Below are 24311 nucleotides of genomic sequence, written 5' to 3' on the forward strand. Positions count from 1 at the left end.
GGGTCGCGGGACGAGGGACAGGGGCGCAGCCATGCAGATCGAACGGCATTTCACCTCCGAGGCCAAGGGCGGCCAGGGCAACGCCTATGGCGGTATCGGCTTTACCATCACCACCTCGGAAATCCGCAACCCGGACGGGACTGTCGTCTTCCGCAACGAGGCAGTCGAGGTCCCCCGCGGCTGGAGCCAGGTCGCCAGCGATGTCATCGCCCAGAAATATTTCCGCAAGGCCGGCGTTCCCGCGCGACTGAAGCGCGTCCGTGAAAAGGACGTCCCCGAGTTCCTGTGGCGCAGCATCCCCGACGAGGCGGCGCTGGCCAGCCTGCCGGAGGACCAACGGTTCGTGGGCGAGACCTCGGCCCGCCAGGTGTTCGACCGCATGGCCGGGGCCTGGGCCTATTGGGGCTGGAAGGGCGGCTATTTCACCACCGAGGCCGACGCGGAAGCCTACTACGACGAAATGCGCCACATGCTGGCCCGGCAGATGGGCGCGCCGAACAGCCCCCAGTGGTTCAACACCGGGCTGCACTGGGCGTATGGCATCGACGGACCGGGGCAGGGGCATTTCTATGTCGACTACAAGACCGGCAAGTTGACCGCCTCGACCTCGGCCTACGAACATCCGCAGCCGCATGCCTGCTTCATCCAGTCGGTCAGCGACGATCTGGTCAACGACGGCGGCATCATGGATCTGTGGGTCCGCGAGGCGCGACTCTTCAAATACGGCAGCGGCACCGGGACCAACTTCTCGTCTCTGCGCGGCGAGGGCGAGCGGCTGTCGGGCGGCGGCAAATCCTCGGGCCTGATGGGCTTTCTGAAGATCGGCGACCGGGCGGCGGGCGCCATCAAATCGGGCGGCACCACGCGCCGCGCCGCCAAAATGGTCATCTGCGACATGGACCACCCCGATATCGAGGCCTTCATCAACTGGAAGGTCATCGAGGAGCAGAAGGTGGCCAGCCTCGTCGCCGGCAGCAAGGCGCATGAGCAGAAGCTGAACTGGATCTTCACTGCCGTGAAGGGATGGGACGGCAGCATTGAGGACGCCACCGACCCGGCGAAGAACGCCGCGCTGAAGGGCGCGATCCGGTCGGCCAAGAAGGCCATGATCCCCGAGACATACATCAACCGGGTTCTGCAATACGCCCGGCAGGGTTTTGATTCGATTGAATTCCCGACCTACGATACCGACTGGGACAGCGAGGCCTATGTCACCGTCTCGGGCCAGAACAGCAATAACTCCGTCCGTGTGACCGACGCCTTCCTGAAGGCCGTGCATGACGACGCCGACTGGGCCCTGTTGCGCCGCACCGATGGCAAGACCGCCAAGACGGTGCGGGCGCGCGATCTGTGGGACCAGATCGGCCATGCCGCCTGGGCCTGCGCGGATCCGGGTATCCAGTTCCACGATACGGTCAACGCTTGGCACACCTGTCCGGCGGACGGGGCGATCCGCGGCTCGAACCCGTGCAGCGAATATATGTTCCTCGACGATACCGCCTGCAATCTGGCGTCGATGAACCTGCTGACTTTCTGGGCCAACGGCCGCTTTGACGCGGATGCCTATGTCCACGCGACGCGCCTGTGGACCGTGACGCTGGAGATCAGCGTGCTGATGGCGCAGTTCCCCTCCAGGGAGATCGCCCAGCGCAGCTATGACTACCGCACGCTTGGCCTTGGCTATGCCAATATCGGCGGCCTGCTGATGAACATGGGCCTTGGCTATGACAGCGCCGAGGGGCGGGCGCTGTGCGGCGCGCTGTCCGCGATCATGACCGGCGTTGCCTATGCCACCTCGGCCGAGATGGCGGGCGAGCTTGGCGCGTTCCCCGGCTATGGCCGCAATGCCGACGCCATGCTGCGCGTCATTCGCAACCACCGCGCTGCGGCGCATGGCACGGCCTATGAGGGGTTGAACGTCCCGGCCGTCGCGCTCGACGCGGCGCACTGCCCCGACCGCCGGCTGGTGGATCTGGCCCGCGCCTCTTGGGACGAGGCGCTGCGCCTCGGCCAGGCGCACGGCTATCGCAACGCCCAGACCAGCGTTGTCGCCCCCACGGGGACTATTGGCCTGGTGATGGATTGCGACACTACCGGGATCGAGCCCGACTTTGCCCTGGTCAAGTTCAAGAAGCTGGCCGGTGGCGGCTATTTCAAGATCATCAACCAGTCGGTCCCCGAGGCGCTGCGGGTCCTCGGCTATGGTCCGGCTCAGGCGGCCGAGATCGTCGCCCATGCCGTGGGTCACGCATCCTTGGGCAACTGCCCGCATATCAACCCCACCGCGCTCGCCGGTCACGGCTTCGGTCCGACCGAGATCGCAAAGGTCGAGGGCGCGCTCGCCTCGGCCTTCGACATCCGCTTCGTGTTCAACCAGTGGACCCTGGGCGAGGATTTCTGCCGCGGCACGCTGGGTATTCCGGCCGAACGGCTGGCTGACCCGACCTTCGACCTGCTTGCACACCTCGGGTTCACCAAGGCGCAAATCGCTGCTGCCAACGATCATGTCTGCGGCACCATGACCCTTGAGGGCGCTCCGCATCTGAAGCCTGAGCACTACCCGGTGTTCGACTGCGCCAATGCCTGCGGCCGGACCGGCACGCGCTATCTGTCGGTCGACAGCCACATCCGGATGATGGCGGCGGCGCAGAGCTTTATCTCGGGCGCGATCAGCAAGACGATCAACATGCCCAACGATGCCAGCATCAGCGATGCGCTGGCCGCCTACGAGTTGTCCTGGTCCCTCGGGATCAAGGCCAATGCCCTCTACCGCGACGGCAGCAAGCTGAGCCAGCCGCTCGCATCCGCGCTGGTCGAGGATGACGACGAGGCCGAGGAGGTCATGGCCACCGGCTCGCTGCACGAGAAGGTCACGGTCATGGCCGAGAAGGTGGTCGAAAAGATCATCGTCAAGGAAATGGTCCGCAGTCACCGCGAAAAGCTGCCCGGCCGGCGCAAGGGTTATACCCAAAAGGCCATCGTCGGCGGCCACAAGGTCTATCTGCGGACGGGCGAATACGACAGCGGCTCCTTGGGCGAGATCTTCATCGACATGCATAAGGAAGGTGCCGGCTTCCGCGCGATGATGAACAACTTCGCCATCGCGGTGTCGGTCGGCCTGCAATACGGCGTGCCGTTGGAGGAGTTCGTGGACGCGTTCACCTTCACCAAGTTCGAGCCCGCAGGCATGGTCCAGGGCAACGACAGCATCAAGTCGGCGACCTCGATCCTCGACTATGTGTTCCGCGAACTCGCGGTCAGCTACCTCGACCGCACCGACCTGGCGCATGTCAAACCGGAGGGCGCCAGCTTTGACGACCTTGGCGGCGGCGTCGCCGAGGGCCGCAACATCGCCGAGGTCAGCGAGGAGAAATCCAAGGGGCTGGAGATGCTGCGCCAGATCAGCAGCACCGGCTATCTGAGGAAGCGCCTTCCGCAAGAGCTGATGGTCCTGCAGGGCGGCGCCTCGTCGACTGCGCTGGGCCGGGCGACCAGCGCCGGATTTGCCGAGGGTGCGGTCAGCTTCGAGGCGGCGTCGATGACCGTCACCATGGATGCCCGCGCAAAGGCCAAGATGCAGGGTTACGAGGGCGAGGCCTGCGGCGAATGCGGCAACTTCACGCTGGTGCGCAACGGCACCTGCATGAAGTGCAACACCTGCGGCGGCACCAGCGGCTGCAGCTGATCGAAGGGAGAAGCGTCATGGCGACAAACACCGGGGACGGCCACCGTATCGGTTCGGTCAAGGATCGCACCCAGATCAAGGGCGAGGACGGTCACCACACCAAGCGCGACCGGACCACGGGCGAGTTCATGGACCGCAAGGCCGATGACAAGCCCTTCAAGGGCGTCGCGAAAGAGCCTGACAAGCGTCAGGACAAGTAATCCCCGCACGCGGGGGTAAACAGGCGGCAAACCGCGAGCAGAACAAGACTTGGCCCGAGGGGTGAACCCTCGGGCCTTTTTTCAGGCCCGCTGTGCGACGTGCCTAGTCCATATGCGCGGCCGCCGCAGGGCCGCCACCACGCTTGGGCCGGCGGAGCAAAAACACCAGCGGCAGGGCCGCAAGCGTCACCCACATCATCGCCAGGAAGTTGTTGAGATAGCTGATCATCAACGCCTGAACGTTGATCATCCCGTCCAGCACCGCCAGCGCGCTGCCGCCCGGCAGGCGGCCTGCGACCGGCAGCATCGATTGCACCTCGGGCGCGGTGGGCACGATCAGCGCCGACAGTTCGACATGGTTCACCTGCACGTTGCGCGTCAGCAGGAACGAGACGACCGAAATCCCGATCGAACTGCCGATGTTGCGCACAAGGCTGAACAGGGCGGTCGCGTCGGCGCGCAGCCGCGGCTCGATGGTGGCAAAGGCGACGGTGGACAGCGGTACGAACACCAGACCGAGGCCAATGCCCTGGATGATGCCGCTCTCGATGATTAGGCGGTTCGACATATCGGGGCTGAACCCGGTCATCAGATACAGCGACCACGAGGTCAGCAGCAGGCCCGTGACGATTAGCGCCCGCGGGTCGACGATCTGCACCAGCCGCCCGACGAGGATCATCGAGAACATCGTTCCGACCCCGCGCGGGGCCATAACAAGGCCGGTGGTAATGACCGGATAGCCGTAGATGCGCGACAGCATCGGCGGCAACAGCGCCATGCTGGCAAGCAACACGACGCCGATCACGAAGATCAGCACCAGTCCCGTCGAAAAGTTACGGTCGCGGAACATGCGCGGCTCTAGGAACGGCTTTTGCGCGGTGGCGATATGGACGATGGCAACCCAGAAGCCGGTGATGGCGAGGCCAAGCTCGATCCAGACCTCGGTCGAGTTGAACCAGTCGACCTCGCCGCCCCGGTCCAGCATCAGTTGCAGCGAGCCGACCCCGAGGGCGATGAAGGCAAAGCCGATCAGGTCGAAATAACGCCGCACGGTGGCCTTTTCGGGCAGCGTGGCCAGACAGCCGAGGAAGGCGGCGATGCCGACCGGCAGGTTGATGAGGAACACCCAGCGCCAGTCAAAGCTCTCGGTCAGCCAGCCGCCCAAGGTGGGGCCGATGATCGGGCCGACCATGATTCCGGCGCCCCACAGCGCCATGGCCTGGCCCTGCTTTTCGGGTGGGTTGATGTCCAGCATGAAGGTCTGGGACAGCGGCACAATGGCCGCGCCGAACACGCCCTGCAGCAGGCGAAAGGCGACCATGCTGTTGAGGTTCCAGGCCAGCCCGCAGGCCAGCGAGGCGACGACAAAGCCTGCCACCGACACCAGAAACAGCCGCTTGCGGCCAATCCGGTCGGCCAGCCAGCCAGTCATCGGCGTCATGATTGCGGCGGCGACGATATAGCTGGTCAGCACCCAGTTGATGGTGTCCGCGGATGCCCCCAGGTCGGCCTGCATCGAGGGCAGGGCGACGTTGGCGATGGTGGTGTCCAGCACCTGCATCACCGTCGCCAGCATGATCGAGATGGTGATCAGGCCCTTGTTGTTGACCTCGATCGAGGCGCGGCCGGGCTGCGGGCGGGGTGACGCCGTGGCCGCGCCGGAGGGGGCCGCGCCCGCCATGGCAGGCGCGCGGCTCATGGCGCTGCCGTGGCCGGCGTGCCGGTGGTGCCGTCAGGCGTCACCGGGGCAGGGGCCGTGGTGACGGGGGGCGGGGCGGCGGCCGGAAGCGTCGCCGGCAGATGCGCCGCGTCCGAGGGGCCGGTGGTCTTGGTTGTCGTGGTCACGCTTGCGCCGGCGGTCGCCTTGCCATTGCCGATCTTGGCCGCCGCGGCATTCGCGCGATCACCCAGCCGCTGCAGGCCGGTCTGGCGGCCGGTATCGACCTTGACCGTCGCGCTGAGGCCCGAGCGCAGGTCGCCAATTTCCTGCCCTTCGGTCAGACGCAGGCGAACCGGCACGCGTTGGGTGACCTTGACCCAGTTGCCGGACGCGTTCTGGGCCGGAAGCAGCGAGAATTCCGCCCCGGTGCCGGCGCCAACCGCCTGGACAGTGCCGTGGTAGGTGCGGCCCGGAAAAGCGTCGAACTCGACCTCTGCCGGCTCGCCGGGGCGCAGGGCCTCCAGCTGGGTTTCCTTGAAGTTGGCATCGACCCAGGAATCGCCGGTCGCGACCAGCGAGAAGGCGGGCGAGCCCGCGGCCACGAATTGGCCGGGGCGGAACGACGCGGCCTGATAGACAATCCCCGCCATCGGCGCGCGCACCTCGGTCTGGGTCAGGGTGTAGGCGGCTTTGTCACGGGCAGCGATGGCCTGGAGCACCAGCGGATGGCTGTCGACCGGCGCCTGCGGATCGCCGCCAAGTGCGGCGGCCGCGCCCTGCACACCGACATCGGCCGCGGCGAGCGCCTGCTTGGCGCGCAGCAGGTCGTGCTGGGCGCTGTCCTGGTTGGCCGCGCTGCTGACGCCGCGCTTTGTCAGCGTCGCCTGGCGTTGGGCCTCGGTCTCGACGAAGTCCAGATCGCCCTGCGCCAGATTGCGCTGGGCATCGGCCGCCGACAGGGCCGCCTTCAGCTGCGCGACCTGCACACGGGCGGCAGCGACCGATGCATCGGCCTGTTGCAGGGCCAGCTTGTAGGGCTCGGGATCGACGCGGAACAGCAACGCACCCTTGGCGACGGGCTGGTTGTCCACCGCGCCCACCTCGGCGACCCGGCCGGACAGATCGGACGCGATCAGCAGCCGGGCCTGGTGCAGGTTGGCGTTATCGGTTTCCTCGTAGCGCCCGCCGCTGAGCCAGACATACCCGCCCACCAATGCCAGCAGCATCGGGACAGAGAACATGAGGATGCGCCGGCGGCCGCGCTTTGGCGCGGGCTCGACGGTCGGGGCGATGGCCGGGGCAGGGGGCGCAGTCGCGGGTTTCATCGGTTCGGCAGCAGCCTTGGCATTGCTCGAATCAAGGGGTGTCTCGGCGTTCATGCCTCAGCTCCGATTTTGGATGTGCCGCAGGCCGTCTCGCCGTCAGCGGTCGCAAGGTTCAGGTTCATGCGGTCGATCAGACCCATCAGGGTGTCGATCTCGGACCGCGAAAAGCCGCGCAGCGCCTCGGCATAGACCGCCTCGGCCACGTCCCCCAGCCGCGAGAGCGAGTTCATCGCGCGCGCGGTGGGCCGGACGATGCGGGCGCGGCGGTCGGTCGGATCGGGCTCGCGGCTGACCCAGCCACCCTGTTCCATCCGGTCGATCATGCGCGAGACACTGATCGGCTCGATCTCCAAGGCTTCGGCGAGGCGCGCCTGCCGCATCTCGCCGGCGCGGCGCAGCAGCACCAGCAGACGCCATTGCGCGCTGGTTAGCGACCGGTCGCGCGTACGCTCCTCGAAGCGGCGGCTGAGGCGGCGGCCAATATGATGCATCATGACGGCAAGGCCGTGGGCGGGATGTTCCATGAGCGGCGATATAATAAGCCTGCTCACCGTGTGCAAGCACAGCATGTACCCCAAACCCAGCGTGAGCGCGGCTCATGATTTGGGTGAGGATTATGCGTTTCCCTCATCCTGCGTCAGGCGTTAGACAGGCTGGCCCCTTTTCCGCCGGAAACCCTAGCCATGTCCCTGCCGCTCTCGCCCGTGTTCGACGCCCTGCGCAAGGCCGCAGCCGAGCGGATCTTGATCCTCGACGGGGCCATGGGCACGCAGATCCAGCAGCTCGGATTTTCCGAGGATGATTTTACCGGCGTACGTAGCCACGGTTCGGGCTGCGCCTGTCATCACGCGCAATCGCTGCACCACGGCGATGCCGACCATCTCCAGCAGGGCAACAACGACCTGCTGATCCTGACCCAGCCCGAGGCGATCGAGGAAATCCACTACCGCTACGCCAAGGCCGGCGCCGACATCGTCGAGACCAACACCTTCAGCTCGACCACGATTGCCCAGGCCGACTATGGGATGGAGGGGTCGGTACACGACCTGAACGTCCACGGTGCGCGCATAGCGCGGCGCGCACTGGACCGGGCCACGGCCGAGGATGGGCGCGTTCGATTTGTCGCCGGCGCGTTGGGGCCGACCAACCGCACCGCGTCAATCAGCCCGGACGTGAACAACCCGGGTTATCGCGCGGTCACCTTTGACGATCTGCGCATCGCCTATGCCCAGCAGATCCGCGGCCTGATCGAGGGCGGCGCAGACATCATCCTGATCGAGACGATCTTTGACACGCTGAACGCCAAGGCGGCGATCTTTGCCTGCGAAGAGGTGTTCATTGAACACGGCATGCGCCTGCCGGTCATGATCTCGGGGACCATCACCGATCTGTCGGGCCGCACGCTGTCGGGCCAGACGCCCACCGCCTTCTGGTATTCCGTCCGCCATGCCCAACCGCTGAGCGTCGGACTGAACTGCGCGCTGGGCGCCAATGCCATGCATGGCCACCTGGCCGAGATTGCGGGCATCGCCGACACCCTGACCTGCGCCTATCCGAACGCGGGTCTGCCCAACGAGATGGGCGAATACGACGAATCCCCCGCTGCCATGGCCGCGCAGATCGAGGATTTTGCCAAGGGCGGTCTCGTCAACATCGTTGGCGGCTGCTGCGGCTCGACCCCCGATCATATCCGCGCTATCGCCGCCGCGGTCGCGCCCTACAAGCCGCGCCCGCTGGCCGCACCCGAGCCGCTGATGCGCCTGTCGGGGCTGGAGCCGTTCGTGCTGACCCAGGACATTCCCTTCGTCAACGTCGGCGAGCGGACCAATGTCACGGGCTCTGCCCGGTTCCGCAAGCTGATCACCAACGGCGATTTCAGCGCCGCACTGGATGTCGCCCGCGACCAGGTCGAGAACGGTGCCACGATCATTGACATCAACATGGACGAGGGCCTGATCGATTCGCGCCAGGCGATGGTCGATTACCTCAACCTGATCGCCGCCGAGCCGGACATCGCCCGCGTGCCGGTGATGATCGACAGCAGCAAGTGGGAGGTGATCGAGGCCGGCTTGAAATGCGTGCAGGGCAAGCCGATCGTGAACTCGATCAGCCTCAAGGAGGGCGAGGAGCAGTTCCTGCACCACGCGCGCCTCTGCCGGGCCTATGGCGCCGCGGTCGTCGTGATGGCCTTCGACGAGACGGGTCAGGCCGACACCGAGAACCGCAAGGTCGAGATCTGCACCCGCGCCTTCGAGCTGCTGACCGGCGAGGTCGGCTTTCCGCCCGAGGACATCATCTTTGATCCCAACGTGTTCGCCATCGCGACCGGGATCGAAGAGCATGACAATTACGGCGTCGATTTCATCAACGCCACGCGTCGCATCACCCAGACCCTCCCCGGCGTTCACATCAGCGGCGGCGTGTCGAACCTGTCCTTCAGCTTCCGTGGCAACGAGCCTGTCCGCGAGGCGATGCATTCGGTGTTCCTGTACCACGCCATTCAGGCTGGCATGGACATGGGCATCGTCAACGCCGGCCAGTTGGCGGTCTATGACCAGATCGAGCCTGACCTGCGCGAGGCCTGCGAGGACGTGATCCTGAACCGCACGCCCAAAGGCGGCGGCACCGCGACCGAGAACCTGCTGGAGATCGCCGAGCGCTTCCGCGGCGAGGGCGGCACCAAGGCGCGGGAAAAGGACCTCAGCTGGCGCGAATGGCCGATCGAAAAGCGGATCGAGCATGCGCTGGTGAACGGCATCACCGAATACATCGACGCCGACACCGAGGAGGCGCGGCAGGCGGCCGAACGTCCGCTGCACGTCATCGAGGGGCCGCTGATGGCCGGAATGAACGTCGTGGGCGACCTGTTCGGCGCCGGCAAGATGTTCTTGCCGCAGGTGGTCAAATCCGCTCGTGTGATGAAGCAAGCGGTCGCCCTGCTGCTGCCCTACATGGAGGCTGAAAAGGCCCTTGCCGGCGGCAGCGGCAACAGCAGCGCCGGCAAGGTGCTGATGGCCACCGTCAAGGGCGACGTGCACGACATCGGCAAGAACATCGTCGGCGTCGTCCTGGCCTGCAACAATTACGAAATCATCGACCTCGGCGTCATGGTCCCCGCGACCAAGATCCTCGAGGTCGCGCGGGCCGAGAATGTTGACATCATCGGGCTGTCCGGCCTGATCACCCCCAGCCTCGACGAGATGGCCCATGTCGCGGCCGAGATGGAGCGAGAGGGGTTCGAACTACCGCTACTGATCGGCGGCGCGACCACCAGCCGGGTGCATACGGCGGTCAAGATCCACCCGCGCTACAGCCGCGGGCAGACCGTTTATGTCACCGACGCCAGCCGCGCGGTTGGCGTCGTCTCGGCCCTGCTGTCCGGCCAGAAGGCGGGTTACGTCGCCAACGTTCAGGCCGAGTACCAGGAGGTTGCCGCGCGCCACGCCCGTGCCGAGGCCGACAAGCGCCGTCTTCCGCTGTCCGAGGCGCGCGCCAACGCCGCGGTCGTCGACTGGCCCGCGTACCAGGCGACGGTGCCGCAGTTCCTGGGCACGCGGGTGATCGACCACTGGGACCTGGCCGATCTGGCGCGCTACATCGACTGGACGCCCTTCTTCCAGACCTGGGAGATGAAGGGCGTCTATCCCCGCATCCTCGAGGACGAGCGGCAGGGCGAGGCGGCGCGGGCATTGTTCGCCGACGCACAGGCGATGCTGGCCAAGGTGGTGGCCGAGGGCTGGTTCAAGCCGCGCGCCGTGGTGGGCTTCTGGCCGGCCAACACGGTCGGCGACGACATCCAGCTGTGGACCGGCGAGGATCGCGCGATGCCCCTCGCGACATTCCACACGCTGCGCCAGCAGGTCACAAAGCGCGACGGGCGCCCGAACGTGGCTCTGTCGGATTTCGTCGCCCCGGTCGGCCAGCCCGATTATGTCGGCGGTTTCGTCGTCACCGCCGGCCCCGAGGAACAGGCCATCGCCGAGCGTTTTCGTGCCGCGGGCGACGACTATTCTGCAATCATGGTCCAGGCACTTGCCGACCGCTTTGCCGAGGCGATGGCCGAGGCGCTGCACGCCCGCGTGCGCCGCGACTACTGGGGCTACGCGCCGGACGAAGGTTTCGATCCGCAGGAACTGATCGGCGAGCCCTATGCGGGAATCCGTCCGGCGCCCGGCTACCCGGCACAGCCCGATCACACCGAAAAAACCACCCTGTTCTCGCTGCTCGACGCGACGGCGGCGACCGGGGTCCAACTGACCGACAGCATGGCGATGTGGCCGGGCTCTTCCGTCTCGGGCATCTATATCGGCCATCCCGACGCCTATTATTTCGGCGTGGCGAAAGTCGAGGAAGATCAGGTCCGCGACTATGCGGCGCGCAAAGGCATGCCGATTGCCGAGGTCGAGCGCTGGCTGGGCCCGGTGCTGAACTACATCCCCCGCAGCAACAGCGTCGCCGCCTGAGGCTGCGCTGAGTATCGCGCGGCGACGGGACACCTGCTTTCCGTAGCCAGTCCGCGCGATCGCTGCGGGGCGTCCCAACCCTCCACAGCGGCCCTTGCCCGACGGTCACATTTGCGACAATCTCGCGGCATAAGCCGACGCGTCGCGTCAGGCCAGAAACAGCAACAGGGTCCACGACATGTCATTTCTGAAGCCCAGCGCCCGCGCGGTTCTTTTCGCCACGGCCGTCGCCTTCGCGCCCGCCGCCTTTGCCGCTACTCCGGCCGACACGCTGGTCGTGGCCGCGACAATCGACGACATCATCAGTCTCGACCCGGGCCAGAGCTTCGAGTTCTCGGGCAATGACGTTGACCAGAACCTCTACGACCGCCTCGTGGATTTTGACCCGCTGGACCTGGAGAAGGGCTTCCAGCCCAGCCTCGCCGAGAGCTGGGAGGTCAGCGAGGACGGCAAGACCATCACCTTCACCATGCGCGAGGGGGTCAAGTTCCATTCGGGCAACCCGGTCCGGGCCGAGGATGCCGCCTGGTCGCTGCAGCGTGCGGTCAAGCTGGACAAGTCGCCCGTCTTTATCCTGACGCAGTTCGGCCTGACCGCCGACAACGTCGAGGAGATGGTCAAGGCCGACGGCAACAAGCTCAGCATCACGATGGACAAGCCCTATGCCGAGAGCTTCGTTCTGAACTGTCTGACCGCCAACGTCGGCTCGATCGTCGACAAGGAACTGGCGATGCAGCATGTCGAGGGTGACGATCTGGCCAACACCTGGCTGACCACCAACGACGCCGGTTCAGGCCCCTTCACGCTCGGCGCGTGGAAGCCGAACGAGGCGGTCCAGTTCATCGCCTTTGAAGATTACTGGGGCGGCGCGCCCAAGCTGAAGCGGGTTATCGTCAAGAACGTGGCCGAATCCAGCTCGCAGCGCCTGCAACTCGAGCAGGGCGACATCGACGTCGCGCGCAACCTGTCGCCGACCGATGTCGACGCAGTCGCGGCCAATGACAAGCTGAAGATCCAGGACGAGTTGCGCGGCCGCATGGTCTACATGGGCATGAGCCAGAAGGACCCGATCCTGTCCAACCCGGCCGTGATCCAGGCGATGCACCACCTGATCGATTTCGAGGGCATGGGGAACAGCTTCCTCAAGGGTCAGTGGCGCATCCACCAGAACTTCCTGCCGGAAGGCTATTTGGGTGCCTCGGACGACAACTCGTGGAAGTTTGATGTCGAGGCCGCGAAGAAGATCCTGGCCGATGCCGGCGTGACCTCGGGCACGATTACCACCAAGATCCGCGACCTGCCGGAATATATCAACATTGCCCAGACCTTGCAGGCCGCGATGGCCGAGGCCGGCCTGACGTTGAACATCGAGCAGATGACCGGCGCGCAGGTGCTGGACGCTTATCGCGCGCGGCAGGTGCCGATCTTCATCGGCGAGTGGGGTCCGGACTATTCCGACCCGCAGACGAACGCGAGCGCCTTTGCGCTGAACCCGGACAACGCGGCCGAGAAGGGCTCGACCATTGCCTGGCGCAACTCCTACGCCGTCCCGCAGGAGATGCAGGACAAGGTGAACGCCGCGCTGCTGGAGCCCGACAGCGACAAGCGCAAGCAGATGTATATCGAGATCCAGAAGGAATTTCACGACACCGCGCCGATCATGCCGCTGTTCCAGCGGGTCGAGCAGGTCGGCATGCAGAAGGGCGTGAAGGACTGGTCCGGCGGCGGCTCGGTGGCCTGGGTGATGTACAAGCAGGTCAGCAAGGGCGAGTAAGTCTTGTCCGTCACAGACACCGGCGGGGGGCAGCAGGCGCTGCCGCCGAAGGCGCCGCGCGGCGCGACCCGGACGGGACGGCGCCTCAGAAAAACCGGTGGCTTGCTGCTGTCCCTGCTGCTGACGCTGCTGGGCCTGCTGCTGGTGACCTTCATCATCGGCCGGGTGATGCCTATCGACCCCGTGATGAAGGTGGTGGGCGAGCGTGCCTCGCCCGCGCAGATCGAGGCGGCGCGCGTGGCCATGGGCCTCGACAAGCCGCTGATCGTTCAGTTCTTCAATTATATGGGCGATGTCCTGCGCGGCGATTTCGGTCGCTCGATCTCGACCGGGCATCCGGTGGCCGAGGATCTGCGCCGCGTGTTCCCCGCCACGCTGGAACTGGCGAGCCTCGGCACATTGATCGGCGTCTTCGTCGGCATCCCGCTGGGCGTGATTGCCGCCGCCAATCGCGGCGGATGGATCGACCAGGTCGCGCGGGTAGTCGCGCTCGTTGGCTATTCGGTGCCGATCTTCTGGCTGGGACTTATGGGCCTGCTTGTGTTCTACGGCATCCTCGGCTGGGTGGGGGGACCGGGGCGGCAGGACATCATTTATGACGGCATGGTCACGACCCACACGGGCCTGTTGCTGATCGACACCCTGATCGCCGGCGACTGGGGTGCGTTCCGCGATGCCTTCAGCCACATCATCCTGCCGGCGTCCCTGCTCGGCTACTTCAGCCTCGCCTACATCAGCCGCATGACGCGCAGCTTCATGCTGGAGCAGCTGTCGGCCGAATACATCACCACTGCGCGCGTCAAGGGGCTGAGCGAGAGCAAGGTCATCTGGCGCCATGCTTTCGGCAATATCCTGGTGCCACTGATCACCGTCATCGCTCTCAGCTTCGGCTCGCTGCTGGAAGGCTCGGTCCTGACCGAGATCATCTTCAGCTGGCCCGGCATCGGCAGCTACATCACCAAGACGCTGCTGGCCGGCGACATGAACGCGGTCCTTGGCGGCACGATTGTCGTCGGCACCTGCTTTGTGGCGCTGAACCTGCTGAGCGACATCCTTTACCGCGTGATGGACCCGAGGGCGCAGTGACCGACATCATGACCAATTCCCAGCCGACGCTGCGCGCCTGGCTGCTGAGCCCCGCGCCCCAGACCGCGCGGCAGGCCCGGCTTGGCGCCATCTACCAGGGTTGGCTGGTGTTCCGCTCGAACCATCTTGCGGTGCTCGGGCTGATCATCCTGATCCTGCTGATTGGCATGGCGATATTTGCGCCGCAACTGGCGCCCTATAGCCCGTTCGCGCAGCGCTTGCCTGACCGCCTGCAGCCGCCCTCGTCGGCGCATTGGCTGGGCACGGACGCGCTGGGCCGGGACATCCTGTCGCGGCTGATCTGGGGCAGCCGGATCACGCTGTTCATCGTCGGCACCGTCGCCCTGATCTCACCGCTGATCGGGCTGCTGGTCGGGACGATCGCCGGCTTTGCCGGTGGCTGGGTCGACCAGGTCCTGATGCGGATCACCGACATTTTCCTGGCGTTCCCGAAGCTGATCCTGGCACTGGCCTTTGTCGCGGCGCTTGGCCCCAGCGTGACCAATGCGGTGCTGGCCCTCGCGATCACCGGCTGGCCGCCCTACGCCCGCCTGTCGCGGGCCGAGACGCTGACCATCCGCAACGCCGATTTCATCGCCGCAGCGCGGATGCAGGGGGCAGGACGCCTGCGCCTGCTGATCGGACATATCTGGCCGCTATGCTTGTCCTCGCTGATCGTGCGGGTCGCGCTGGATATGGCGGGGATCATCCTGTCGGCCGCCGGCCTCGGCTTTCTCGGCCTCGGGGCGCAGCCGCCGGCGCCGGAATGGGGGGCCATGATCTCGGACGGGCGGACCTATATCCTTGATTTCTGGTGGGTGGCGGCCATGCCGGGTATCGCCATCTTCATGGTCAGCCTCGCCTTCAACTTCCTCGGTGATGGGCTGCGCGATGTTCTCGATCCCAAGGGGTCCAAGGAATGAGCGGCGCTCCGATCCTCAGCGTGCGCGATCTACGCGTGACCTTTCCGACGCGGCAGGGCCCGTTCGAGGCGGTGCGCGGCATAAGCTTTGACCTCGGGCGCGAGCGTCTGGGCGTGGTCGGCGAATCCGGCAGCGGCAAGTCGATGACCGGCCGCGCCATCCTTGGACTGGTACGGCCGCCCGGCCGCGTGACCGCCGCGCGGATGGAACTGGACGGCGAGAATATCCTGAACCTGCCCGAACGGCAGATGCGATCCATTCGCGGCAACCGCATCAGCATGGTCATGCAGGACCCAAAGTTCAGTCTGAATCCGGTGATGCGCGTCGGCGACCAGATCGTCGAGGCCTACCGCCTGCACGCCGGCGGCAGCCGCGTCGAGGCCCGTGCCAAGGCGATGGAGATGCTGCGCGCGGTCCGCATCCGCGACCCTGAGCGTGTTTATGACGCCTATCCGCACGAGGTGTCCGGCGGCATGGGCCAGCGGATCATGATCGCAATGATGCTCGCACCCAACCCCGAGGTGCTGATCGCCGACGAGCCGACCTCGGCCCTCGATGTGTCGGTCCGTAGCGAGGTCCTGCGGATCATGGACGATCTGGTCCAGGACCGCGGCATGGGACTGATCTTCATCAGCCATGACCTGCATCTCGTCTCGCAGTTCTGCGACCGCGTGCTGATCATGTATGCCGGCCGCGTGGTCGAGACACTTACGGCATCACGCCTTCACGAGGCGCGCCACCCCTATACGCGCGGCCTGCTCAGCAGCCTGCCGCAGCTGTACGCCCCCGTCGACCGGCTGCCCGTGCTGGACCGCAAGCCCGAGTGGCGCGACGGCGCGATCATCGAGGACAGCATGATCGAAGCCTTTCCGGGTGGCATCCGATGAGCGGTGCCGTGCCCGACCCCGTGATCCAGATCCGCGATCTGAGCGTCTGGTTCGGCGATCCGCCCGAACGTGTCGATGCGGTTCGCGGCGTGTCGCTGGACGTGGCGCGGGGCGAAAGCTTCGGCCTTGTGGGCGAGAGCGGGTCGGGCAAGTCCACCATCCTGCGCGCCATCGCCGGCCTGATCCCGACCTGGTCGGGCAACATCACCGTCGATGGCGAGGAGCTGTCGGGTATCCGGCGCAGCCCGACGTTCAAGGGCCGGGTGCAGATGGTGTTTCAGGACCCCTATGCCAGCCTGCATCCCCGGCACACGATTGACGCGGTGCTGCGCGAAACCCTGCATCTGCAGGGCAAGACCGATGTGGACGCCCGCATCGACCAGTTGCTGCAGCAGGTCGGCCTCGGGGGCGGGTTCCGCTTTCGCTATCCGCATCAGCTGTCCGGCGGCCAGCGGCAGCGGGTCGCCATCGCGCGCGCGCTTGCGGCCGAGCCCGAGGTGCTGCTGCTGGACGAGCCGACCTCGGCCCTTGATGTTTCGGTTCAGGCCGAGATCCTGAACCTGCTGGCCGACCTGCGTGCCGAGCATGGCCTCAGCTACGTCATGGTCAGCCATGACCTCGCGGTGGTCGGGCACCTCTGCGAGCGTCTGGCTGTCATGCAGCAGGGCCAGATCGTCGAGACGCTGACGGTCGAGGCGTTGCGCGCGGGATCGGTCGCGCAGGATTACACGCGCCATCTGCTGGATGCCTCGACCACCTACCGCCGGTCGGCCTGAACAGCGGCTTTCCCGCAACATCACGGCACCCTGATTTTGTGTTCCGCACCAGCCGCTACCCAAGCCCTTTGGGCCAACCTATAGTCATGGGGTCCAGCGCGGCACGGCCGCCGAGATGAGGGGTCCTGATGCGCTGTCCGTTCTGCGGCAATATCGACACTCAGGTAAAGGACTCGCGCCCGGCCGAGGATAACGTCGCCATCCGCAGGCGCCGCTTTTGCCCGGCCTGCGGCGGGCGGTTCACCACTTACGAGCGGGTCCAGTTGCGCGATCTTGTGGTCATCAAATCGTCCGGCCGCCGTGAGGATTTCGATCGGGACAAGTTGTCGCGCTCGATCCGGATCGCCATGCAGAAGCGGCCGCTGGAACCCGAACGGATCGACCAGATGATCTCCGGCATCGTGCGCCGGCTGGAATCGCTGGGCGAGACGGACATACCCTCCAAGACCATCGGCGAGATCGTCATGGAGACGCTGGCCCGGATCGATACCGTGGGTTACGTCCGTTTCGCCAGTGTTTACAAGAATTTCCAAGCCGCTGACGACTTTGACCGCTTCGTGGCCGAACTGCGCCCCCAGACGGGAGATGCGTGAGTGTGCCTGATCCGGATGCGCTGAACGGGCCCATGGACCACGCGCTGCGACTGGCGGCGCGCGGTCTGGGCAATGTCTGGCCAAATCCCGCTGTCGGTTGCGTTATCCTCGATGCCGGGGGCCTCGTCGCCGGGCGGGGCTGGACGCAGCCCGGTGGCCGCCCCCATGCCGAGGTCAGGGCCTTGTCGCAGGCCGGCGAGCGGGCGCGCGGCGGCATCGCCTTTGTCACGCTCGAGCCCTGTGCCCACCATGGCAAGACACCCCCCTGCGCCGAGGCCCTGATCGCGGCGGGCGTCGCCCATGTCGTAACCGCGATGACCGACCCAGATCCCCGGGTCGCCGGTCGTGGCCACGACATGCTGCGCTCGGCCGGCATCCGCGTTACCGAGGGCGTGCGCGGCACCGAGGCCGCGCGACTGAACCGCGGCTTTGTGCGCCGCGTCACGCAAGGACTGCCGCTTGTCACGCTGAAGCTCGCAGCCTCGCTCGACGGCCGGATCGCAACGGCCTCAGGGCAGAGCCAGTGGATCACCGGCCCGGAGGCGCGGCGCGCCGTCCATGCCCTGCGCCTGTCGCACGACGCGGTGCTGGTCGGCGGCGGCACCGCACGCGCCGACCTGCCACGCCTCGATGTGCGTGGCCTTGGCACGATGCGCCAGCCGGTCCGCGCGGTCCTCTCGAGCGGCCCGCTGCCGGTCCTGCCGCAGACGGGCGCACCATTCTGGCACCTGCACGGGGCCGCCGATCCTACCGCCGACGGTGCCAAGGGCGTCGTCATTTCAACCGCCGAAGGTCGCCTGGACATTGATGCCGCACTTCGCGCGCTGGCAGAGCGGGGCATCACGCGCGTGCTTTGCGAAGGGGGCGGGACGCTCGCCGCCGCGCTGATCCATGCCGGCCGGATTGATGATCTGGTGCTGCACAGCGCCGGCATGATCCTCGGCGGCGACGGCGCCGCGGCGATTGGCCCGATGTCGCTGGACGCCCTCAGCGGCGCGCCGCGGTTCCGCTTGATTGGAACCCGCCGATTGGGCCCGGACCTCGAACAGACCTGGACCGCAGCCTGACGCGCCGGCGCGTTCCCTTGCCGCCGCGCCACCGCTCGCCACCTTGCCAGCCCCGCGCGCGGTTGCTACCCACGGGGCCACCCTGCTGGATGGACCGCGACATGCCCGATACCCCCCAAAACCCTGCCCAGCCATCCACGACCGAGGCCGATCTCGCCCTGATCAAACGGATCATCCCGCACCGCTACCCCTTCCTTTTTATCGACAAGGTGACCGGCATCGTGCCGAACAGCCGCGCCGTCGGGATCAAGAACGTCACCTGCAACGAGCCGCATTTTCAGGGCCATTTTCCGGATCGCCCGATCATGCCGGGCGTCACCATCATCGAGGCAATGGCCCAGACCGCCGCCGTTCTGGTCGGCATCAGCATGGATCTGGTCGACAAGTCGGCGCTGACCTATTTCATGGCCATCGACGATTGCCGGTTCCGCCGGATGGTCGTTCCCGGCGATGTGCTGTCGCTGGAGGTCGAGGTGGTGCGCGGCGGCGGCAAGGTCTGGAAATTCAGCGGCCGGGCAACGGTCGATGGGCAGCCGGCGGCCGAGGCGAATTTCACGGCCATGATGGACCTCAAGGGCGACGCCGGCCGCAATGGCTGACACCCGTATTCACCCGACGTCCGTGATCGCGCCCGGCGCCGAGATCGGCGTGGGGGCCGAGGTCGGGCCGTTCTGCGTCATCGGCCCCGAGGTGGTTCTGCACGACGGCGCGGTGCTGAAATCGCATGTCGTCGTCTCCGGCCAGACCGAGATCGGTCCGGGCACCGTCATCTTTCCCTTTGCCAGCATCGGCGAGGCGCCGCAGGATCTGAAGTTCCGCGGCGAGCGCACACGCCTTGTCATCGGGGCCCGCAACCGCATCCGCGAGCATGTGACGATGAACCCCGGGACCGAGGGCGGCGGCGGCGAGACGCGCGTCGGCGACGATGGCCTCTACATGACCGGCTGTCACGTCGCCCATGACTGCCAGGTCGGCGACCGCGTGGTGCTGGTCAACCACGTTGCCCTCGCCGGGCATGTCAGCATCGGTGACGACGTGGTGGTCGGCGGCCTCTCGGGCGTGCACCAGTTCGTGCGCATCGGCCAGGGCGCGATGATCGGCGCACTCAGCATGGTGACGGCCGACGTCATCCCCTTCGGCTTGGTGCAGGGCCCGCGAGCGCGGCTGGATGGGCTGAACATCATCGGCCTCAAGCGTCACGGCGCATCGCGCAGCGAGTTGTCGGCCTTGCGCGCGATGCTGGCGGCTCTGGGCCACGGGCCGTTCCGCGAGGCGGCCCGCGGCCTTGCCGGTCAGCCGGATGCAGGCCCACGTGAGCGCGCCATCCTCGATTTCATCCTCGGCCCCAGCGAGCGCAGTTTTCTGACGCCCCTCGGCGGCGCCGAGTGATGCCGGGGACCCCCGAAGCCAACCGCACCGCTATCATCGCCGGCTCCGGCGGCTTGGCTGCCGAGGTCGCGGCAGGCCTGGACGCGCCAATTGTCGCCGCGCTGGAGGGCTTTGCCCCCGACGGCATCGCGGCCGAGACCTTCCGGCTCGAGCGGTTGATCCCGTTCCTCGACGGCCTGATGGATCGGGGCGTGACCCGGGTCGTGTTCGCTGGCGCCGTCCGCCGCCCGGCGCTCGATCCTGAGGCGTTCGACCCGTTGACCGCACGGCTGGTGCCGCGGATCGCCATGGCGATGCGTCAGGGCGACGATGCCGCACTGCGCGAGCTGATCGCCATCTTCGAGGACGCCGGCCTGGCCGTCGCGGGCCTCAGGGAGGTCGCGCCGCAATTGTTGCCGGCCTCGGGCATCCTCGCCGGCCGGGTCACCGCGGCCGACGATGCAGACGCCTCCCGCGCCGCCGAGGTCGTCGCCACCCTCGGCGCGCTCGACATCGGCCAGGGGGCAGTCGTCGCCGGCGGGCTGACGCTGGCGGTCGAGACACTGCCGGGCACCGCGGCGATGCTGGAATTCACTGCCCAGAGCCGCTCCGGTCGCGGAGGGGTGCTGTGGAAAGCGCCCAAGCCCGGCCAGGACCTGCGTATCGACCTGCCGGCCATTGGGCCCGACACCATCGACCAGGTGGCCGCCGCCAAACTGAACGGAATTGCCTGGCGCGCCGGTCACGCGGTGCTGCTGGACCGAGAGCGGACCATGGCGGCGGCGGAGGCAGCAGGGCTGTTCCTGTGGTCCCGCCCGGATGACTGACCCGGTATCACAAGCCGATGCCGGCCCGCGGGTGTTCCTGATCGCGGCCGAGCCCTCGGGCGATCGCCTCGGCGCCGCGCTTATGAAGGGATTGTCAGAGCTCGCTCCCGGTACCCGGTTCGACGGCATCGGCGGCCCCGAGATGGGTGCCCTCGGTCTCGAATCCCGCGTGCCCATGTCCGAACTCGCGGTCATGGGCCTGTGGGAGGTGCTGCCCCGCTACCGCGCACTCAAGCGGCGGATTTCCCAGACAGCGCAGGCAATCACCGAGATCCGGCCCGATGTGTTGATCACCATCGACGCGCCGGACTTCGGCCTGCGGGTTGCCCGCCTGGCACGCGGCGTGCGACCCGATCTGGCGACCGTCCATTACGTCGCGCCCTCAGTCTGGGCGTGGCGCCCCGGCCGGGCGAGCCGCATGGCCGAGGTCATCGACCACGTCCTGGCACTGCTGCCGTTCGAGCCGCCGCTGATGCGGGCGGCCGGAATGTCTTGCGATTTCACCGGCCATCCCGTGGTTGCCGAGCCCCGCGCCACCCCGGAGGAGGCGGCAGCGTTTCGAGCTGAGGTCGGGCCCGGCCCGCTAATGCTTGTCCTGCCTGGCTCGCGCATGGGAGAGGTGACGCGGCTTGGCCCGCGCTTCGCGCGCGCGGTTGAACTGCTGCGCGAGAAGAACCCGCGTCTGAGCGCGGTCGTGCCCACCGTGCCGCATGTCGCCGATGCCGTCAGGGCGATGTTCCCGCAGGCGCGGGTGGTCACAGATGCACAGGAAAAGCGCGCGGCCTTTGCCGCGGCCGACCTGGCCCTTGCTGCCTCGGGGACGGTCAGTCTGGAGCTTGCGGCCAACGATGTGCCGATGGTCATCGGTTATGACATGGCGCCGCTGACCCGCTGGATCATGGGCCGCCTGATCCGCACGGACACCGTGACGCTGGTCAACCTCGTCTCGGAGACGCGCGCGGTACCGGAGTTTCTGGGACGCGCCTGCCAGCCCGAAACATTGGCGGCTGCGGTACAGCGGCTGTTGAGCGACCCGGCAGCCGTCGTCGAGCAGCGCGCGGCGATGGCGCTGACGATGCAGAGGCTGGGGCAGTGCGGTCCGCTGCCCGGGGTGCGGGCTGCGGCCTCGGTGCTGGCCTATTTGGACCGGCGGGCCACGATCCAGCCGCCGCCGAACACCCGACTGCCATCCAGCGCATAGAACACGCAGGCCTGGCCAGGGCTGACGCCTTCCTCGGGGTCCAGCAACTCGACCTCGGCCGTGCGCCGGCCTGTCGCGCGCAGGATCGCTGGCACCGGCAGGCGTGTAGAGCGCACGCGCACGGCGATGTGCCGCTCGGGCACCGCGTCAAAGGCCTCGTCGCCAAGCCAGTTCACCTCGCCCACTGGCACAATGCTGGTCGCGAGCGCCGATTTGGGACCGACAATGACCTGCCGCGCCGCCGGATCGAGGCGCACGACATACATCGGCTCTGCCAACCCGCCGATGCCGAGACCGCGGCGCTGCCCAACGGTGTAGCGAATCACGCCCTGATGCGCGCCGACGACATTCCCCGCCTGATCCACAATCTCGCCCGGCTCGCCAGCGCCGGGGCGCAGCTTTTCGATGACGCTGGCATAATCGCCGTTCGGCACGAAGCAGATATCCTGGCTGTCGGGCTTGTCCGCCACCGCAAGGCCATAGCGTGCCGCGAGCGCCCGCGTTTCGGACTTGTTGGCGAGGCCGCCCAGGGGAAAGCGAAGAAAATCCAGCTGTTCGGGGGTGGTCGAGAACAGGAAATAGCTCTGGTCGCGGGACGGGTCGGCGGCCATGTGCAGCTCGGGTCCGGCCGCGCCATCAACGCGGCGGATGTAATGACCCGTCGCCATGCAATCGGCGTCGAGATCGCGCGCCGTGGCGAGCAGGTCGCGAAACTTGACCCGCTCGTTGCAGCGGATGCAGGGAACGGGGGTAGCGCCGCCAAGATAGCTCTCGGCGAACTCCTCCATCACCGCTTCGCGGAACTTGTTTTCGTAATCAAGGACATAATGGGGCACACCGATGCGCTCTGCGACGCGGCGGGCATCATGAATGTCCTGCCCGGCGCAGCAGGCCCCCTTTTTCGCGAGCGCGGCCCCATGGTCATAGAGCTGAAGCGTGACGCCGATCACGTCATAGCCTTGCTCGGCCAGCATGGCCGCCACGACCGAACTGTCGACGCCGCCCGACATGGCGACAACCACCCGCGTTTCCGCCGGAGATTTCGCAAAACCAAGCGAATTCACCGCATCGAGCGGCGCATCGGACATGGAAGCGGCGACGGTCATCGAAGGGTCCAATAAGTGGGGCAGGGCAGGAATGGGTAAAAGTAGAGGCACTAAGGGCGTCAAACAACCCCGCAACCGGGTTTGACGGTACATTGCTTCAACCCGATCTTAATGCGCCGATCGTATTTACGGATGGCAATACAATGGGATGCTGTCATGTATGTCCGAAAGAACCGTGGCCCGCGGGCGGTGACCTTGCCCGATGGCCGCATCCTCAGCCTTGCTGACCTGCCGCCGCCCGACACTCGCTGGGTCGCCAGCCGCAAGGCGATCGTGGTCCACGCGGTCAGCCGCGGCCTGATCGAGCGGATTGACGCGCTGTCACGCTATCAATTGACCGATGAGGAGTTTGATAGCTGGATTGATGCCGTGGCGCGTTTTGGAACGGGCGCCCTTAGGGTCACGGCAATACAAAAGTATCGGCAACCCAGGATTGAAGATTAGAAATGTTTGCCTTCCGGTAACGTCCTGTTAACCTTTCGGTGATACGAGTGTTACACACAACAAGAGCTTTGGAACGGAGGGCGTGTTGAGAATCCTTCTGGTTGAAGACGATCCCAGCACGGCGCGCAGCATCGAATTGATGCTGACCCACGCCAGTTACAACGTATACCGGACCGATATGGGCGAGGAGGGCATCGATCTTGCACGCCTCTATGATTACGATCTGATCCTTCTCGATCTCGACCTTCCAGACATGCACGGGATGGAGGTGCTGAGGCAGATCCGCCTCAGCCGGGTCGACACGCCGATCTTGATTCTGACCGGCTCGGACGACACCGAGAGCAAGCTCAAGGGCTTTGGCTTCGGTGCCGATGATTACATGACCAAGCCCTTCCACCGCGAGGAATTGGTCGCCCGCATCCAGGCCATCATCCGTCGTTCCAAGGGCCACAGCCAATCGGTGATCCGCACCGGCCGCATGATCGTCAACCTGGACGCGCGCACGGCCGAGGTTGACGGCCGTCCGGTGAACCTGACGGGCAAGGAATACCAGATTCTCGAGCTGCTCAGCCTGCGCAAGGGCACCACGCTGACCAAGGAGATGTTCCTCAATCATCTCTACGGCGGGATGGATGAGCCGGAGCTGAAGATCATCGACGTCTTCATCTGCAAGCTGCGCAAGAAGCTGGCCGAGGCGCTGGGCGGCGACAACCATATCGAGACGGTCTGGGGGCGCGGGTATGTGCTGCGCGAGCCAACGCCGCAACAGATCGAGCGCCTGGCCGTCGGCGCCTGACTCGCCCCCTTTGGTCGGCATGGCGGTGCCCGCGCTGGCACGGCTGGACATGCCGGCACAGGCACCGGTATCACCTTCGTCGCTGCCGGCATCTCCGTGCGGCGTCGGATGATGGCACAGGGCAAGGCTG

General features: G+C 66.4%; 20 protein-coding genes. 16 read left to right on the forward strand and 4 right to left on the reverse strand.

Annotation, left to right across the window (positions count from 1 at the left end):
• The first annotated feature begins 31 nt into the window (after window positions 1-31).
• Window positions 32-3685, forward strand: coding sequence for a vitamin B12-dependent ribonucleotide reductase (locus DRW48_RS10655; RefSeq protein WP_114076414.1), 3654 nt, complete (start codon window positions 32-34; stop codon window positions 3683-3685).
• 17 nt (window positions 3686-3702) lie between these two features.
• A complete protein-coding gene (locus tag DRW48_RS10660) occupies window positions 3703-3885 on the forward strand; it encodes a hypothetical protein (protein WP_114076415.1) in 183 nt (60 codons plus the stop codon).
• Between the two features lie 103 nt (window positions 3886-3988).
• On the opposite strand, the gene DRW48_RS10665 is transcribed toward DRW48_RS10660, so the two are convergent.
• The 3 genes from DRW48_RS10665 to DRW48_RS10675 form a co-directional block, all read right to left on the reverse strand.
• The gene (locus tag DRW48_RS10665) at window positions 3989-5461 is read right to left on the reverse strand and encodes a DHA2 family efflux MFS transporter permease subunit (protein ID WP_241963463.1); all 1473 of its coding nucleotides are present in this window, start codon (window positions 5459-5461) and stop codon (window positions 3989-3991) included.
• Window positions 5462-5580: 119 nt separating this feature from the next.
• Window positions 5581-6924 (reverse strand): HlyD family secretion protein, encoded by a 1344-nt coding sequence (locus DRW48_RS10670; protein WP_114076417.1) that lies wholly within the window; start codon window positions 6922-6924, stop codon window positions 5581-5583.
• Window positions 6921-7364 carry a MarR family winged helix-turn-helix transcriptional regulator gene (locus DRW48_RS10675; protein ID WP_162784738.1) on the reverse strand — a complete coding sequence of 148 codons (444 nt, stop codon included), beginning with the start codon at window positions 7362-7364 and terminating at the stop codon, window positions 6921-6923. The genes DRW48_RS10670 and DRW48_RS10675 overlap by 4 nt, the downstream gene beginning before the upstream one ends.
• A 189-nt stretch (window positions 7365-7553) precedes the next feature.
• Between DRW48_RS10675 and metH the strand changes: the two genes are divergently transcribed.
• The 12 genes from metH (at window position 7554) to lpxB (ending at window position 21835) form a co-directional block, all read left to right on the forward strand.
• Window positions 7554-11333, forward strand: coding sequence for a methionine synthase (gene metH / locus DRW48_RS10680; RefSeq protein ID WP_114076419.1), 3780 nt, complete (start codon window positions 7554-7556; stop codon window positions 11331-11333).
• Window positions 11334-11511: 178 nt separating this feature from the next.
• Window positions 11512-13107 carry an ABC transporter substrate-binding protein gene (locus DRW48_RS10685; protein WP_114076420.1) on the forward strand — a complete coding sequence of 532 codons (1596 nt, stop codon included), beginning with the start codon at window positions 11512-11514 and terminating at the stop codon, window positions 13105-13107.
• Window positions 13108-13146: 39 nt separating this feature from the next.
• Window positions 13147-14193: an ABC transporter permease gene (locus tag DRW48_RS10690; protein WP_114077502.1), complete on the forward strand. Its 1047-nt coding sequence runs from the start codon at window positions 13147-13149 to the stop codon at window positions 14191-14193.
• 8 nt (window positions 14194-14201) lie between these two features.
• Window positions 14202-15116 carry an ABC transporter permease gene (locus tag DRW48_RS10695; RefSeq protein WP_114077503.1) on the forward strand — a complete coding sequence of 305 codons (915 nt, stop codon included), beginning with the start codon at window positions 14202-14204 and terminating at the stop codon, window positions 15114-15116.
• Window positions 15113-16003: an ABC transporter ATP-binding protein gene (locus DRW48_RS10700; RefSeq protein ID WP_114076421.1), complete on the forward strand. Its 891-nt coding sequence runs from the start codon at window positions 15113-15115 to the stop codon at window positions 16001-16003. Before DRW48_RS10695 ends, DRW48_RS10700 begins: the two co-directional genes overlap by 4 nt.
• Window positions 16000-16779, forward strand: coding sequence for an ABC transporter ATP-binding protein (locus tag DRW48_RS10705; RefSeq protein WP_114076422.1), 780 nt, complete (start codon window positions 16000-16002; stop codon window positions 16777-16779). Before DRW48_RS10700 ends, DRW48_RS10705 begins: the two co-directional genes overlap by 4 nt.
• 128 nt (window positions 16780-16907) lie before the next feature.
• The gene (gene nrdR / locus DRW48_RS10710) at window positions 16908-17372 is read left to right on the forward strand and encodes a transcriptional regulator NrdR (RefSeq protein WP_114076423.1); all 465 of its coding nucleotides are present in this window, start codon (window positions 16908-16910) and stop codon (window positions 17370-17372) included.
• Window positions 17373-17404: 32 nt separating this feature from the next.
• Complete coding sequence (ribD, locus tag DRW48_RS10715) at window positions 17405-18439, forward strand: bifunctional diaminohydroxyphosphoribosylaminopyrimidine deaminase/5-amino-6-(5-phosphoribosylamino)uracil reductase RibD (protein WP_114077504.1); 1035 nt, start codon at window positions 17405-17407, stop codon at window positions 18437-18439.
• A gap of 101 nt (window positions 18440-18540) precedes the next feature.
• On the forward strand, window positions 18541-19038 hold the full coding sequence (gene fabZ, locus DRW48_RS10720) for a 3-hydroxyacyl-ACP dehydratase FabZ (RefSeq protein WP_114077505.1): 498 nt from the start codon (window positions 18541-18543) through the stop codon (window positions 19036-19038).
• Window positions 19031-19828, forward strand: coding sequence for an acyl-ACP--UDP-N-acetylglucosamine O-acyltransferase (lpxA, locus tag DRW48_RS10725; RefSeq protein WP_114076424.1), 798 nt, complete (start codon window positions 19031-19033; stop codon window positions 19826-19828). The genes fabZ and lpxA overlap by 8 nt, the downstream gene beginning before the upstream one ends.
• Complete coding sequence (locus DRW48_RS10730) at window positions 19828-20634, forward strand: LpxI family protein (protein WP_114076425.1); 807 nt, start codon at window positions 19828-19830, stop codon at window positions 20632-20634. Before lpxA ends, DRW48_RS10730 begins: the two co-directional genes overlap by 1 nt.
• Window positions 20627-21835: a lipid-A-disaccharide synthase gene (lpxB, locus tag DRW48_RS10735; RefSeq protein WP_114076426.1), complete on the forward strand. Its 1209-nt coding sequence runs from the start codon at window positions 20627-20629 to the stop codon at window positions 21833-21835. The genes DRW48_RS10730 and lpxB overlap by 8 nt, the downstream gene beginning before the upstream one ends.
• On the opposite strand, the gene mnmA is transcribed toward lpxB, so the two are convergent.
• Entirely contained in the window at window positions 21772-22941 is a 1170-nt protein-coding gene (gene mnmA, locus DRW48_RS10740; protein WP_114076427.1) for a tRNA 2-thiouridine(34) synthase MnmA, read from the reverse strand. The genes lpxB and mnmA overlap by 64 nt on opposite strands.
• A 156-nt stretch (window positions 22942-23097) precedes the next feature.
• Between mnmA and sciP the strand changes: the two genes are divergently transcribed.
• A complete protein-coding gene (gene sciP / locus DRW48_RS10745; RefSeq protein WP_114076428.1) occupies window positions 23098-23385 on the forward strand; it encodes a CtrA inhibitor SciP in 288 nt (95 codons plus the stop codon).
• Window positions 23386-23470: 85 nt separating this feature from the next.
• Window positions 23471-24181: a response regulator transcription factor CtrA gene (gene ctrA, locus DRW48_RS10750; RefSeq protein ID WP_114076429.1), complete on the forward strand. Its 711-nt coding sequence runs from the start codon at window positions 23471-23473 to the stop codon at window positions 24179-24181.
• The last annotated feature ends 130 nt before the right edge of the window (window positions 24182-24311 follow it).

The organism is Paracoccus suum, assembly GCF_003324675.1.
Classification (GTDB): domain Bacteria; phylum Pseudomonadota; class Alphaproteobacteria; order Rhodobacterales; family Rhodobacteraceae; genus Paracoccus; species Paracoccus suum.